The organism is Micromonospora sp. NPDC049900, assembly GCF_044461025.1.
GTDB lineage: Bacteria > Actinomycetota > Actinomycetes > Mycobacteriales > Micromonosporaceae > Micromonospora.
The window spans coordinates 1-14,730 of record NZ_JBITKM010000011.1 but is presented as its reverse complement, the minus strand read 5'-3'; the positions used below and the strand labels follow the sequence as shown (position 1 = coordinate 14,730).

The window sequence follows — 14,730 nt, the reverse complement described above, 5'->3', positions numbered from 1 at the left end:
CCGAGTCCACGGCCGCCGGAGCGCGCGCCGGCGGCCGGGGGCCGGGGGAGTAGTTCCCCAGACCGCCGCAGACGTTGAGCGCCTGCCCGGTCAGCGAGGCGGCGGTGTCGGTCACCAGGTAACCGACCAGCCCGGCGACCTCCTCCGGCGTCGAGTACCGGCCCAGCGGGATCTTCGCCTCGAACCGCTGCCGCACCGCGTCCTCGGTGGTCTGCCAGTGTGCCGCGTACCCCTGGCGTACCCGGACCGCCATCGGCGTCTCCACGTACCCGGGGCACACCGCGTTGACGGTGACGCCGGTGCCGGCCAGCTCGAACCCGACCGCCTTGGTGAAGCCGACCACCCCGTGCTTGGAGGCGGTGTACGGCGCCGCGAGCGCGACGCCCTGCTTGCCGGCGGTCGAGGCGATGTTGACGATGCGGCCCCACCCGGCCTCCCGGATGCCACCGGCGCGCAGCACCTCGCGGGTCACCCGGAACACCGAGGTGAGGTTGGTGGCGAGCACGTCCTCCCAGAGCGCGTCGTCCAGCTCGGCGGTGACCCCGCCACCGGAGCGGCCGGCGTTGTTCACCAGCACCGTCACCGGCCCGAACCGCTGCACCGCGGCGGCGACCAGCCGGACCACGTCGTCCGGGGACCGCACGTCGGCCGCCACGCCGTCGACCTCCAGGCCGCGCCCGCGCAGCTTGTCGACGACCGTGGCCACCTGTGCCGCGTCGCGGGCACAGAAGTAGACCGGGAAGCCCTGCTCGGCCAGCGTCTCCACCACGGCCAGCCCGATCCCGCTCGTACCGCCGGTCACCAACGCCGCGCCGGTACGTCTCGGTGTCGTCATCTCCGTTGTCCTCCTCGATCGGTCGATCACAGGGTGAGTACGACGCGGCCGGTGACCCGGCGCTCCAGCAGGGCCCGCACCGCCGTGGCGGCATCGGTCCAGTCCGCGTGCAGCCCGACGTGTGGACGCAGCCGCCCGTCCACCACGAGCCCGAACAGCGTCGCCAGGTCCTCGTCGGCCCGGTGGCGTTCCAGCTCGTCGAGCAGGAACAGGTGCTCCAGGCGTACCCCGGCGCGGGCGTGGCCCCAGTCCGGTGGCAGGACCAGGTCGGCGCGCACGGTGTTGCCGAACACCACCGCCACCCCGCCCCGGCGCAACCGCACGAACGCCTCCCGGAACACCGTTCCGCCGACGCTGTCCACGACGACGTCCACCGGCTCCTGCGGCGGTGCCGCGTAGCCGGCGTGCACCCGGTGGCCCCGCTCGGTCAGGTGGTGGCCCCGTTCCGGGGTGCCCACCCAGCCGAGGACGGCGGCGCCGCCGGCCGCCGCGAGGTCCGTCACGAAGCCGCCGACGCCACCGCTGGCACCGGTCACCAGCACCGAGCGACCCAGCAGCCACCCGGCACGCCGCAGCGCGTACAGGGCGGTCAGACCGGCTACCGGCACCGCCGCCGCGACGGCCGGTTCCACCCCGGCCGGTATCGCCGCGAGCCGATCGGTCCGCACGGCCGCGAGCTGCGCCCATCCGGTCGACGCCGCCACGCCCGCGACCGGTGTGCCGATCGGTGGCCCGGTGCCGTCCTCGGCAGCGCGGACCACCGTGCCGGCGACGTCCAGCCCGAGCCGGGCGCCGGGCGGTTGCCGGGCGGCGAGCAGGAGGTCCGCGCGGTTCACCGCGACGGCGTGCACCTCGACGAGCGCCTCGCCAGGCGCAGGACGCGGCTCGGGTACCGACTCCAGTCGGAGTCCGTCGGGCTCGTCCACGGACGTGACCAGTGCTTTCACATCGACCTCCACCGGTACGACGGGTTCCCGCCCTTCGTACCGGCGGGTGCTGGAGTCCTGGTGGAGGGTCGCCGGTGAGATGGGCGTCACTGGGATTCGCGTTGCCGGTGCCGCCCGACCCGAGCACGATGTCCGAGGCGGGCGACGGTAGTCGCCCTGACACTGTGCGTGCATTCCGCCGCTCGACGGGGGACATCGGTGACCGACTTTCGCATTCTCGGGCCGCTACAGGTCACGATCGACGGGCGACCGGTGCGGATCGGCGCCCCGAAGCAACAGGCCCTCCTGCTGACCCTGCTGATGCGGGTCAACGAGGAGGTGCCACTGGACGAGCTCTACCCGCGATTGTGGGGCGACCGCCCACCGGCCCGACCCGCCGCCGCGCTGCACGTGCACGTGGCCCGGCTGCGCGCGGTGCTCGGTGACCGCCCCGGCGCACCGGTGACCTCGCCCCGCCCCCGGGTCCGGTCCCTCGGTGGGGGCTACGCGTTGCGCACCCCACCGGAGACCGTGGACCTGCACCGGTTCCGCGCGTCCGCCCGCCGGGCGGAGCAGGCCCGACGCGGCGACGATCCGGCCGGGGAACTCGCCCACGTCCGGGCGGCGTTGGCCCAGTGGCACGCGGATCCGGCGCGACCGGCCACAGTGGCCTCCCTCGCGGTGGTTCCCTCGCTCGCCGAGGAGGTCACCCCGGTGCTGGTCGAGGAGCGGTTACGGCTGCTCGAACGACGCTACGAACTGGAGCTGGCCACCCGACCGCCCGGCGAACTCGTGACGGAGCTGCGGGCCCTGGTCGTCGCGTACCCGGTGTGCGAGCGACTGTGGTGTCTGCTGGTCACCGCGCTGCAACGCGCCGGTGACCGGGCGGCGGCCCTGGCCACCTACGAGCGGGCCCGCGCGACGCTGCGGACCCGACTGGGTCTGACACCCGGGCCGGAACTGGAGGCGGTTTACCGACGCATCGCCGGGGACGGCTGGCACACCCACACCGACCTGCCGCCGGTCGACGCCGACCGGCAGCCTCGCGGATCCGGCTGGCCGGCCGTCGCCGCCGCGCTGGCCGGCCGGGACGCCGGCACCGCGCTGCCCCTGGTGTGTCTCGCCGGTCCGCCCGGACCGGACCGCACCGCAGACGTGGCGGCGCTGGCCCGACGGTTACGCGCGGCGTTCCCGGACGGGCAGTGGTACGTACGACTGACCGACCCCGCCGGCCGGCCCCGTGACCCGGCCGAGGTGCTCGCCGGGCTGCTGAGCCGCTCCGGCGTGGCCGCCGACGCGGTGCCCCTGCGCCGCCGGGAACTGGTCACCGCGTACCGGGCCCGGCTCGCCGACCGGCGCGTGCTGCTGGTGCTGGACGACGTCCGCGACGCCGAGCAGGTGTACGACCTGCTGCCGGGCACCTCCCGGTGCGCGGTGCTGACCGTCGGCGACACGATCGTGCCGGAGCTGGTGGCGCTGCGCGGTGCCCGACCGTTCGCGCCGCAGGCGTGGGGCGGCGACCCGCACGCCTCCCGACACCACGGGACCGGGGAGCCGCCGGCCGCCACCGCACGCGTCTCATCGACGCAACAGGGTCCGTAGCACCTGCTCCAGCCGTGTCTCGGGATCGGGCAGCGGACCGACCGACCGCCAGGCCACGAACCGGTCCGGCCGCACCAGCGTGGCGCCGTCGGGCTCGATGCCGTAGCGGGCGCCGAATTGGCCGTCCCGGTCGGCGTACTCCCCCATCGGACCGATCGGGTGCACGACCAGGGGCACGCCGAGCCGCTCGGCGACCCGCCTGGCCGGTTCCGCCCAGGCCGCCCCCGCCGACCCGGTCAGCAGCACGAACCCCGTGCCGAACAACGCCGTCGTGGAGGTGTCGGTGCCGTCGGGGCCGGTGAGCGGCAGGAAGGGCGCCCGCGATCCGGGTCGGCCGGTGGCCGTGGTCGGGTCCTCCACGAGCGCGCCGTCGTCGCCGGGTTCGAGCAGGACCGCACCGGCCGGGTACCGGTAGCCGAAGGTGAGCACGGCCGGTGGCAGCGGGGCGGGCACCTCGTCGTCGCGCAGCTCCGGTGCGATCCGTTCGACCAGGTTGGCGAACTGCTGCTCGACGAGCAGCCGGGCGTACGGCCCCCGCTCGGCCTGGTACGTCGACAACAGGTCGGGCCCCGCCCAGCCCTGGATCACCGCGGCGAGCCGCCAGCCCAGGTACCACCCGTCCATGATCGCCGTGTTGCCGCCCAGCCCACCGGTCGGCGGCATCACGTGGGCGGCGTCGCCGGCCAGCAGCACCCGGTCCACCTGGAACCGCTCGGCGACCGCGCAGGCGATCGAGGTCTCGCCGTACTCGGTGATGTCCATCGGGAGGTCCGGGTCGAGTCCCAGGTCGACGGTGATCTGTCGGGCGATCGCCTCCCGGGACCGGTGCCAGCCCTCCGGCAGCTCCGGGGTGAGGTTGCGGAAGTAGCCGTACAGGCCGGGGATCTCGGTGTTGAACAGCACCGCCCGGTCGACGTGGAAGGCCGCGAACCGGGAGCCGTCGGCGGCACCGGGCGTGTGCGCCAGCGGCTCGCTGAGGTCGGCCTTGAACAGCACCCGCAGGACCTGCCCCACCACGCCCCGCCCCCGCAGGGGTACGCCGAGCGACTCCCGCACCGGACTGCGCCACCCGTCGGCCGCGACCAGGTACGACGCCCGCACCCGGTGGCGCGTACCGGTCTCGGTGTCCTCCAGGAACGCGGTGACACCGTCCTCGTCCTGCGCGAACCCGAGCAGCCGGGTGCCGAAGCGCACCTCGGCGCCGAGCCCTCGGGCCCGCTCGGCGAGGGCCGCCTCCGCACCGGACTGGCTGGCCGTCCCCCAGTCCTCGGGCGACATGTGTCGCATGGTCAGCTCTCGGCCGCTGACCAGCGTCCGGGTGACCGGCCCGCCCAGCCGGGGCGCGAGCACCATGGAGAACTCGGTGCGGTCCGGACGGCTCAGGTCGCGGATCCGGTCCACCAGACCGGCCACCCGCAACGCCTCCATGGTGTGCGGATACTGGCCGGTGGCCTTGACCCCGGTCGACGTACCGGCCCGGCGCTCCACGACCAGCGGGCGCACCCCGTGCAGGCCGGCGAAGATGGCGGTGCTCAGGCCCGCCGGGCCGGCACCGACCACCAGCAGCGGCCGGTGTTCGGCGGCGGTCACGGGACCAGCACCACGCGGCCGAGCTGGCGGCGGTCCTCGATGAGCCGGTGGGCCTGCGCCGCCTCCTCCAGGGGCAGGACGGCGTGCACCGCCACCCGCAGCCGACCGTCGCGGACCAGTTCGGTCAGTTCCCGCTGATTGCGTCGCGCCTCCTCGGGCGCGGCGGCGAGCCAGGCGTCGAACGCGGTGCCCACGATGCTCTTGAGACCGAGCAGGTCGGTCAGGGCGACCCGCGCCACGTCGCCGTCGGCACCCGCGAATCCGTAGTAGACCAGGCGGCCGAGCGGCTTCAGCAGCGCGAGGCTGGGCGCGAAGACCGGCCCTTCGACGCTGTCCAGGACCACGTCCACCCCGGCGCCGCCGGTCGCCGCCCGCACCTGTTCGGACCAGTCGGGTGCGGTGTAGTCGACCACGACGTCGGCACCGTGCTCGCGGACGAACGCCGCCTTCTCCGGCGAGCCGACGGTGCCGATCACGGTCCCGGCGCCGCGCAGCTTCGCCAACTGGGTCACCAGATGTCCGATCGCCCCGGCGGCGGCGTGCACGAGCACCGACTCACCGGGGGCGAGCCGGCCGACGCTGAGCACGTTCGCGGCGACCTGGGCGGTCGAGGCGAGCGCGGTGGCGACCGGTGCCGACACGTCGTCGGGTACGGCGACGGCCTGCCCGTCGGTGACGAGGACCCGGTCGGCGTACGCGTCGGCCACGCCCCAGGCGGCCAGCCGGTCACCGACCGCGAAGCGGTGCTCGCCCGATCCGACCGCCTCCACCCGGCCCACCACGTCCCCGCGCGGGGCACTGGGCACCGGGGACGGGAACGGCGCGGTGCCGGAGCGTAGCTGGGTCTCGATGAAGTTGACGCCCACGGCCTCGACCTGGACGCGCAACTGACCCTCGCCGGGCTCCGGCACCGGCACCTTGTCGACGGTCAGCACCTCGGGACCGCCGTGCTCGGAGTAACGGATGACGCGCATGCGGGGGCTCCCCTTCCGTCGACCGGCGGCGCGGTGCCGCCACCGCCGGTTCTAGCCGCGGGCACTCGCGGCCGGGTCGAGGACGCCCCCAGCGTCACGCGGGTTGTCGTGGCGCGCGCAGCGGTCCGGGCACGAACGCGGCGGCCAGTCCGGCCACGAGCGCGAACCCGACCACGAACCAGTACGTCCGGCCGTACGCGTCGGGTGCGAAGGTGCCGGCGGCGGCGAGACGGTCCTGGAGGGCCACCGCCACCACGGCGATGCCCAGCGACCCGCCGATCTGGTTGAGGATAAACAGCGCGCTGGTGGCCCGGGGCGCGTCGGCGGCACCGACGGCGAGGTACATGAACGCCATCACGCCCGGCACCGTGAACCCGATGCCGAACCCGCCGACACCGAACGCGATTGCGGTCACCGTCTGCGAGGTGTCGGGGCCGACTCCGGAGAGCACCACGGCGGCGAGTGCGGCGAGCAGCATGCCGATCGGTGCGGTGGCCCGCGCGGTGAGGCGGGCACCGGCCTTGCCGACGGCGATGGCGCCGGCCGCACCGAGGATGCCGGAGGGGACCATCAGCAGGCCGGCGTGCAGTGCCCCGAACCCGCGTGCCTGCTGGTAGTAGAGCGGCGTGAGGAAGAGCAGCGCGTTGGCGACCGCGCCGACGAGCAGCATGGTGACCACCGACATGGTGAACCCGCGCTTCTGGAACAGCCGTACGTCGATCAGCGGCGCGGCGGTGCGCAGGGAGTGCAGCACGTACGCCACGAGCAGGGCCGCGCCGACCACGAAGGCGGTGACCGCCCGCCCGTCGCCGAAGTCACCACGGTGCGCGGCGGTGACGAGGCCGTAGATCAGCGCGGCGAACCCGGGCGAGAGCAGGGCCAGGCCGAGCAGGTCGAGCTTCGGTGCGGCGGCGTCCCCGGTGGGACCGTCTGCGGGCAGTACGCGCAGCGCGAGCACCAGCGCGACCACGCCGACCGGCAGGTTGATGAAGAACATCCACCGCCAACTGATGTCGTCGACGAAGAAGCCGCCGAGGATCGGGCCGAGCACCGGGCCGACGGTGAGCGGGATCGAGATGAGGCCCATCGCCTTGGTGACCCGGGCGGGGCCGGCGGCCCGGGCGATCAGCGCCTGCACGACCGGGAAGATCATGCCGCCGCCGAGGCCCTGGACCACGCGGAACGCGATCAGGCTCTCGGCGGACCAGGCCAGGCCGGACAGCAGCGAGCCGAGGGTGAACAGCACGACGGCGAAGATCCACACCCGTCGGCCGCCGAACCGGTCCACCCCCCATCCGGCGACCGGGGTGGCCATCGCGACGGCGAGCAGGTAGACCGCGGTGACCCACTGGATGGTCGACAGGGGCGCGTCGAAGACGGCGGTCAGGCGGGGCACCGCGACGTTGACGATCGTCTCGTCGAGCAGCGCCATGAGCAGGGCCAGCAGCAGGACGCCGGCCATCTTGAGGAACGCCGGATCGAGGCGGTCGTCGACGGCCGGGCCGGTGGGATCTGGTGCGTCGTCGGGTGCCCGCCGCGATGCGGCCCCGTCGGTTGCCGCCAGGGACGGCGTGTCGCTGGACATGATGTGGACCTCCGAGCCGGGTGATCGGGGATTGACGCTGGGATACTACATGCATGTGCACACATATTCTGGCGCACCACGTCGTCCCGCACGCCTGTTTCCCTGTTCGAACTTGCCGGAAGGCACGAATAAAAGATGCTGTTACATTGAATGAGCAGCGACATGTAGGGTAGGGCGTCAGCAGACGAAGGGGGCGCGATGGCGGAGCGACGCGACGGACAGCCCGACCTGCTCGCCCTGTGGCGGCAACTGACCGTCCTCACCGGCCGACTCGGGCAGACGCTGGACCGGCGACTCACCCGCGACTTCGACCTGACCCTCACCGAGCTGCTCGTGCTCGACGAACTGACCCGGGGCAACCCCCGGGGCATGCGCATCCAGGACCTCAGCGACGCGGTCGCCCTCGACCAGTCCTCGATGAGCCGCCTGGTCACCCGCCTCACCGCCAAGCAGCTCGCGGCCCGGGTGAGCTGCGCACACGACCGCCGTGGGGTCTACTGCCAGATCACCGAGTCCGGCCTGGAACGGCACGACCAGGCCGCACAGGCGTGCCGGTCGGAGCTGGCCACCGCACTGGACGCCGCCGCCTTCGACGAGCGCCTGGCCTCCGTCGTCGCGCGGCTCACCCGCCCCGTCGGCCTACCCGCCGACGCCTGACCCGCAGGGAGCACCCGTGCATCTGTCGATCCTCGACCAGTCGATGATCCCGGAGGGGTCCACCCCGACCCAGGCCCTGCACCACACTCTCGACCTGGCCCGCGCGGCCGACGCACTCGGCTATCACCGCTACTGGCTCGCCGAGCACCACGCCACGCCGTCGTTCGCGAGCCCCGCGCCCGAGGTCATGGTGGCTCGGCTCAGCGGCGAGACGAGCGGGATCCGCATCGGCAGCGGCGGGGTGCTGCTGCCGTACTACAGCCCGTTCAAGGTCGCCGAGACCTTCCGGGTGCTCCAGGCTCTCGCGCCGGGCCGGGTCGACCTCGGCATCGGGCGGGGCGCCGGAGCAAGTTCCCGTGACGCCCGGCTGCTCAACCCGCACCTCTACACCTCCTCCGACGACGCCTTCGGCGAGCAGGTCGACGCGGTGCGGGCCTTCCTGGGCGCCGCCGGCGACCAGGGCGGCATCATGCCGTCGGTGGACGACACGCCCCAGGTGTGGCTGCTCGGCGCCAGTCCACCGAGCGCGGCCCTGGCCGGTCGACTCGGGCTGCCGTACTCGTTCGCGCACTTCGGCCGCCCGGAGCTGGTCACCGAGGCGGTGCAGACCTACCGGCGGCATTTCGACCCGCGAACCGGTGGCACCCCTCGGGTCATGGTCGGCATCGGTGTCTACTGTGCGCCGACGCGCGCGGAGGCGGAGCACGTCTTCGCCAGCCAGCGCCTGTTCCGGCACCGGATGTCCCGTGGCGACCTGCGTCCGGTGCCGCCCGCCGAGGTGGCGCTCGCCCAGTTGCCCGGTCTCGGCGAGGATCTGCTGACCGAGCGCACCGAGTGGCCGCGCTACCTAATCGACTCCCCCGACGAGGTGGCGCGACAGCTCACCGCGATGAGCGAGGCGGTGGGTGTGGACGAGTTCGTCGTCCTGTCCACGATCCACGATCACCGGGCGCGGGTGCGCTCGTACGCGCTGTTGGCCCAGGCGTGCGGTCTGCGTCCACGCGATGTGCCCCGACGGTCGGCGCTCGCCACCCTGCAACCCACATGACAGATGTGACCGGCACGCATTTCCCGTCCGGAAACACCGAGCCGCGACGATAAGAGGCCCACCGTCCAGGAGGCCGCGTGAGCGCGACAGCCGGCATCGGGCATACCGACGACGACTACCGGGTCCTGGGACCTCTGGTCGCGACGCTCTCCGGCCGCCCGGTGCCGGTGACCGCCCCGAAGCAACGGGTCCTCCTCGCGACCCTGCTGCTGCGGGCGAACACCTGGGTCGGCGCGCCGCAACTGGTCGGCGCGGCCTGGCACGACCGGCCGCCGGAGAATCCCCGCGCCGCTCTCCACGTGCACCTCTCCCGGCTGCGGTCGCTGTTCGCCGAGATCCGCCCCGACGTCCCCGCGCCGATCGAGGCCCGACCTGGGGCCTACCGCATCGTCGTGCCGCCGGGGTCCCTGGACCTGCACCGCTACCGCGAGGCGGCGATCCGAGCCCGGGAGGCCCGACGCGTCGGACGTCCGGACGTCGAGGTGCACTGGGTACGGCAGGCACTGGCGGAGTGGCGCGGGGAACCGCTGGCGCTGGTGCCGTCGGTGCGGATCCGGCAGGAGGTGGTCACCGGCCTGGTGGCGGACCTCCTGCACCTGACGGAACGGCGCTTCGAGCTCGAACTGGCCCTCGGCAGGCACGCCGAGGTCGTCGGGGAACTACGTACCGCCGTGGTCGCCCATCCACAGCGGGAGCGCCTGTGGGCGCAGCTCATGGAGGCGCTCGCGGGCAGCGGTGACCGGGCCGCCGCGCTCGCCGCGTACCACCGGGCTCGGGGCCGGCTGCGCGAGGAGTTCGGCGCGACGCCCGGCCTGGAGCTGCGGCAGCGCTACCGCCGACTGCTCGCCGAGACCGGCGACACCGCGCGAACCCGGACGCCGCGCGCCTTGGCGGACCCGCCCGTGGGGGCCGCCCGCACCGGCTGGCGGGCACAGTGCCAACTGCCGCCGGACGTCGCCGACTTCGCCGGTCGGGCCGACCTCCTGGCGGATCTGCACGCGGCGTTGCGGTCGACTGCGGACGGGCCACCGGTGGTCTGCCTGACCGGAGCGCCCGGCGTCGGCAAGTCGGCGCTGGCGGTCCGGACCGCACACCGGCTGCGGGACCGGTTCCCCGACGGCCAGTGGTACGTGCACGCCAGCGAGGCCGACGGCGCCGGCCGTGACTGGTCGCAGCTCCTCGCCGAGTTGCTGACCGCCGCCGGGGAGGACCGTCCACCGACCGCCCCCGCCGCCGCTGCCCGCGCGTTGCAGCGCCGCCTCGCCGGCCGCCGTGTCCTCATCGTCATCGACGACCTGCACGACGCCTCGGCGCTGCGCGGCCTGTTCCCGCTCGCCGCCGACTGCGCGGTCCTCGTCACGCACCGCGGCCGGCCGGAGGCGCTCGTCGCATGTCCCGGCGTCCGGGTCGTCGCCCTCGACGTGCTCTCCCCCGCCGAGGCGACGGCACTGTTGACCGTCATGATCGGTGCGGACCGGGTGACGCGGGAACGCGCCGCGCTGGACGCGCTCGTCGTCCACTGCGACCGGCTGCCGTTGGCGCTACGGATCGCCGGGGCCCACCTCGCCACCCATCCGACCCAGGGCATCGGCGAGTTCGTCGAGCTGCTCGGGGCCAATCCGCTCGACGCGCTGAGTCTGCCCGGCAGCCGGCGCGCGGCGGTACGGACCGCGTTCCACCTCGCGTACACCGCGCTGCCGGCGCGTACCCGGCGGATCTTCCGGCTGCTGGCGCTCGTGCCGGGAGTGTCGCACCGCGCCGAGACCGTCGCGGAGCTGGCCGGTCTGCCGGTCGCCACCGCGGCGCAGGGGTTGGACGAACTGGTCCGCGCCCAACTCGTCGAGCAGGGCCGCGACGGGGCGGTCCGGCTGCACAGCCTGATGGCGCGCTACGCCGCCGAGCGGGGACGCGCCGAGGACGCACCCGCCTACCGTCGGGCGGCGCTGCGCCGGTTGGGCGAGTGGTATCTGCGCACGGCCGACGAGGCGGTGCGGCTGTGCCACCCGGACGTGGTGCGGCTGCCCACCACCCATCGGACGTCGACGTTCGACGGGCGCCGGGCGGCCCGTGGTTGGCTGGCCCGGGAACGGCGCAACCTGGTCGCGGTCGCGGTGCACGCCGCGTCGACGGGTCTGGTGCCGCTGGCGGTCCGGCTGACCGACGCGCTGCGCGGTCCGTGCGGAGCCGACCGGCACCACGCCGACTGGCGGCTGGCCGCCGAGGCCGCTGTCGACGCGACCGATCCGGTCCGCGAGCCGGTGCACGCCGCGATCGCCCGGCTCAACCTCGGCCTGGCGTTGCAGGGCCTGCACGACCTGGCCGCCGCCGAGCCGCACCTGCGGTACGCCCGCGACCGGTTGCACCGACACGGGCCGGCCCCGCTGGAGATCGTCGCGGTCACCGCGCTGGCCATGCATCGGCTCCAGCGCCCCCGGAAACGGTTCGACGAGGCCATCCGTCTGCTGCACCGTGGCCTGCGGCTGTGTCGGCGACTCGGCCTGCGCCAGGCGCAGGCGCGCTGCCTGCTGTATCTCGGGATGGCCCACCACGGGCGCGGTGACCTGCGGATGGCCCGCCGACACCTGATGACGGCGGCGCGCATCGGCGAGCGCATCGGCTCCTGCTCGGCCCAGCCGGAGATCCTGGCCCGGCTCGGCACGGTCTGCGGTGACCTGGGCGCGCACCGGGAGGCGGTCCGGTGGCTGCGGGAGGCGTTGCGGCTCGGGCGGTGCGCCCGGTCGGCGCACTCCGTGGCGCTCGCCTCCTACGGCCTGGCCCGGGTCGGTCGGGCCACCGGGCACCGGGACCGGGCGCACCGGCACGTCGGCCGGGCGATGGCCTTCGCCGAGGAGGGCGGGTACGTGGCGCTGCTGGTCAACACCCGTAACCTGCGCGCCGCGTTGCACCAGGACGAGGGCCGGGCGGATCTGGCGGAGCCGGAGTACCGGAGAGCGTTGCGCGAGGCCGAGCGCGTCGGCCACCCGCAGGCCCGATGCGAGGCGCTGATCGGGCTGGCCGTGCTGGCCCAGCGACGCGGCCACCACCGGGAGGCACGCGAGAACGTCCGGCAGGCGGCCGGCGCGGCCCGCGCCGCCGCCTCGGTGCGTCTACAGGCGCACGTCCGGCAGGTCAGCGCCGGGCTCCGGCGAACCTCTAGCGCGAGCTGACACGCTGCCCCGGCAACGACGGCGGCACCCGGAGGGGGCACATGCTCGCGCTACGGACACGGCGACTGTTCGACGGGGTCCACCCGGTGCCGATGGCGCGGCCCACCGTGGTGCTCTCCGGCGGCGTGATCGAAGCGGTCCTGGACGGCCCACCGCCATCCGGTGTCGAGCTGGTCGACCTGGGTGACACGACCCTGCTGCCCGGTCTCGTCGACGCCCACGTCCACCTGGCCTTCGACGCGTCGCCGGACACCATGGGCAGTCTCGCCGTCGCCGACGACGACACGCTGCTGACCCGGATGCGGAGCGCCGCCACGGCGACGCTCGACGCCGGTGTCACCACCGCGCGCGACCTCGGCGACCGGGGTTACCTGGGGCTCCGGGTCCGGGCCGAGACCGCCGACACGCCGCACCGGGGGCCCCGGCTGCTCGTCGCCGGACCACCGATCACGTCGTACGGCGGGCACTGCTGGTTCCTCGGTGGGGAGGTCGACGGCGTCGACGCGATCCGGGCCGCGGTGCGCCAGCGGGCCGAACGCGGGGTCGACGTGGTGAAGGTCGTGGTGACCGGCGGCCAGCTCACCCCCGGTTCGCTGCCGCACGAGATGCAGTTCGGGCCGGTGGAGTTGGCCGCGATCGTGCGGGAGGCGCACCGGTACGGGCTGCCGGTCACCGGACACTGTCATGCCGCCGACGGCATCGCCGCCGCGGTCACGGCCGGATTCGACGGCATCGAGCACTGCACCTTCGTCACCGCCGACGGCGTGCGCGCGGAGCCGCCGCTGCTGGCCCGGATGGCGGCGGCCGGGACCCGGATCACGCTCACCCTCGGCACCGCCGGACCCGGTGGCGGCGGTGGCGGCGGTGACCCGCGCCGGGCGGCGGTGCACGCGGCCCTGCGCCGGGTGGCCGGTTGTGGCGTACCCGTCGCCTGCGCCAGCGACGCCGGTTGCGGTCCGGGCAAGCCGCACGGTTCGCTGGCGTACGGGGTCGAGGCGATGGTGGGTCTCGGCGTCCCGCCCACGGCCGCGCTGCGGGCGGTGACCTCCGGGGCCGCGCAGGTCTGCGGACTCGCCGACCGGATCGGCCGGATCGCACCGGGTTACGACGCCGACCTGCTCGCGGTGCACGGGGACCCGACCGTCGAGCCCGGTGCGCTGCGGCGCGTCGCCGCCGTCCTGCGCGCCGGACGGCGGGTGCGGTAGCTCCTCCAACGGTGCTGGACCGGACGTCGATCGGCGCGCGGGAGGCTCGGCGGGTATCCCGACCGAGCCGGCAGGAGGTCCCCCGTGCCCGATCCCACCGTCCACACCACACGCCACACCGTCGACGTGAGCGCACCCGTCGACGCGGTGTACCCGATCATCGCCGACGTCACCCGCTGGCCGTACACGTTCGCTCCCACGGTCCACGTGGACCTGATCGAGCGGGCGACCGACGGGCCGCAGCACCGCGAACGCCTCCGGCTGTGGGCCACCGCCAACGGCGTGGTCCGCTCCTGGGTCTCCCGCCGTACGCTGACACCGGCGCAGGGCCGGATCGCCTTCCGGCAGGAGGTGTCGGCAGCGCCGGTGGCCTCGATGGGTGGCGAATGGCGACTCGAACCGATCGACGGCGGCACCCGGGTCGTCCTGCTGCACGACTACTCCGTGGTGGACGACGACCCCGAGGCCGCCGAGTGGGTGGCGCGGGCCGTCGAGCACAACAGCACCGCCGAGCTGGCGGCGCTACGCGCGGCGGCGGAGTCCGCCGAGGACGGCACGCTGCTCTCCTTCGCCGACGAGGTGTTCGTGGCCGCTCCGGCCCAGGACGTGTACGACTTCCTGTACCACGCCGACCGGTGGCGGGAACGGCTGCCGCACGTGGCCCGGGTGGAGCTGACCGAGGACGAGCCCGGCGTGCAGATCCTGGAGATGGACACGGTCGCGCCGGACGACAGCGTGCACACCACCAGGTCGGTGCGGGTCTGCTTCCCCGCCGACCGGATCGTCTACAAGCAGACGGTGCTGCCGCCGCTGCTCGCGGCGCACACCGGCACCTGGACGCTGCGCCCCGAGCGGGACGGCGTGGTCGCCACGTCGCAGCACACGGTGGTGCTGCGCCCGGACCGGGTCGGCGCGTTGCTCGGCGAATCGGCGACCCTCGCCGATGCCCGGGACCTGGTCCGCCGCTCGCTGGGCACCAACAGTCGTCGCACGCTGGAGCAGGCGCGTCGGCACCTGCAACCGGTCGCCGACTGAGCAGCGTGACGGGCGCGGCGACACGTCGGAGCGAGACCCGATAAACCAACTGACGAACGACACCAACCACGGCTCGCAATCCAGGTTCCAATTGGACACCGACCGC

The 14,730-nt window shown here is 74.4% G+C and carries 10 protein-coding genes and 1 pseudogene; 6 read left to right on the top strand and 5 right to left on the bottom strand.

The features are described 5' to 3' along the window. Positions 1–49: 49 nt before the first annotated feature. Positions 50–835: pseudogene (locus ACIBMZ_RS22205) on the bottom strand (SDR family NAD(P)-dependent oxidoreductase); the annotation flags it as partial. Between the two features lie 26 nt (positions 836–861). After that, positions 862–1,782 (bottom strand): zinc-binding dehydrogenase, encoded by a 921-nt coding sequence (locus ACIBMZ_RS22200; RefSeq protein WP_396696679.1) that lies wholly within the window; start codon positions 1,780–1,782, stop codon positions 862–864. 198 nt (positions 1,783–1,980) lie between these two features. On the opposite strand from ACIBMZ_RS22200, the gene ACIBMZ_RS22195 reads away from it, so the two are divergent. Then, positions 1,981–3,363 (top strand): BTAD domain-containing putative transcriptional regulator, encoded by a 1,383-nt coding sequence (locus ACIBMZ_RS22195; protein WP_396696677.1) that lies wholly within the window; start codon positions 1,981–1,983, stop codon positions 3,361–3,363. Here the strand turns inward: ACIBMZ_RS22195 and ACIBMZ_RS22190 are convergent. From ACIBMZ_RS22190 to ACIBMZ_RS22180, 3 genes are all read right to left on the bottom strand, one after another. After that, on the bottom strand, positions 3,340–4,953 hold the full coding sequence (locus ACIBMZ_RS22190; protein WP_396696675.1) for an FAD-dependent oxidoreductase: 1,614 nt from the start codon (positions 4,951–4,953) through the stop codon (positions 3,340–3,342). The two genes, ACIBMZ_RS22195 and ACIBMZ_RS22190, sit on opposite strands and share 24 nt — an antisense overlap. Beyond that, complete coding sequence (locus ACIBMZ_RS22185; protein ID WP_396696673.1) at positions 4,950–5,927, bottom strand: zinc-binding alcohol dehydrogenase family protein; 978 nt, start codon at positions 5,925–5,927, stop codon at positions 4,950–4,952. Before ACIBMZ_RS22185 ends, ACIBMZ_RS22190 begins: the two co-directional genes overlap by 4 nt. Positions 5,928–6,021: 94 nt before the next feature. After that, entirely contained in the window at positions 6,022–7,512 is a 1,491-nt protein-coding gene (locus tag ACIBMZ_RS22180; RefSeq protein WP_396696671.1) for a DHA2 family efflux MFS transporter permease subunit, read from the bottom strand. Positions 7,513–7,710: 198 nt separating this feature from the next. On the opposite strand from ACIBMZ_RS22180, the gene ACIBMZ_RS22175 reads away from it, so the two are divergent. The 5 genes from ACIBMZ_RS22175 to ACIBMZ_RS22155 all read left to right on the top strand — a co-directional run bounded on the left by ACIBMZ_RS22175 (position 7,711) and on the right by ACIBMZ_RS22155 (position 14,624). Continuing rightward, positions 7,711–8,169, top strand: coding sequence for a MarR family winged helix-turn-helix transcriptional regulator (locus tag ACIBMZ_RS22175; protein ID WP_396696669.1), 459 nt, complete (start codon positions 7,711–7,713; stop codon positions 8,167–8,169). 16 nt (positions 8,170–8,185) lie between these two features. Further along, entirely contained in the window at positions 8,186–9,217 is a 1,032-nt protein-coding gene (locus tag ACIBMZ_RS22170; RefSeq protein WP_396696667.1) for an LLM class flavin-dependent oxidoreductase, read from the top strand. Positions 9,218–9,294: 77 nt separating this feature from the next. After that, a complete protein-coding gene (locus tag ACIBMZ_RS22165; protein ID WP_396696665.1) occupies positions 9,295–12,384 on the top strand; it encodes an AfsR/SARP family transcriptional regulator in 3,090 nt (1,029 codons plus the stop codon). A 41-nt stretch (positions 12,385–12,425) separates the two neighbouring features. After that, positions 12,426–13,589 carry an amidohydrolase family protein gene (locus ACIBMZ_RS22160; protein ID WP_396696663.1) on the top strand — a complete coding sequence of 388 codons (1,164 nt, stop codon included), beginning with the start codon at positions 12,426–12,428 and terminating at the stop codon, positions 13,587–13,589. Between the two features lie 84 nt (positions 13,590–13,673). Further along, a complete protein-coding gene (locus ACIBMZ_RS22155) occupies positions 13,674–14,624 on the top strand; it encodes an aromatase/cyclase (protein ID WP_396696661.1) in 951 nt (316 codons plus the stop codon). The last annotated feature ends 106 nt before the right edge of the window (positions 14,625–14,730 follow it).

What these genes read in the sequence shown, in the direction of transcription:
- ACIBMZ_RS22185 (WP_396696673.1), bottom strand. Translation starts at nt 5,927, where the DNA reads ATGCGCGTCATCCGTTACTCCGAGCACGGCGGTCCCGAGGTGCTGACC.
- ACIBMZ_RS22180 (WP_396696671.1), bottom strand. Translation starts at nt 7,512, where the DNA reads ATGTCCAGCGACACGCCGTCCCTGGCGGCAACCGACGGGGCCGCATCG.
- ACIBMZ_RS22160 (WP_396696663.1), top strand. Translation starts at nt 12,426, where the DNA reads ATGCTCGCGCTACGGACACGGCGACTGTTCGACGGGGTCCACCCGGTG.
- ACIBMZ_RS22175 (WP_396696669.1), top strand. Translation starts at nt 7,711, where the DNA reads ATGGCGGAGCGACGCGACGGACAGCCCGACCTGCTCGCCCTGTGGCGG.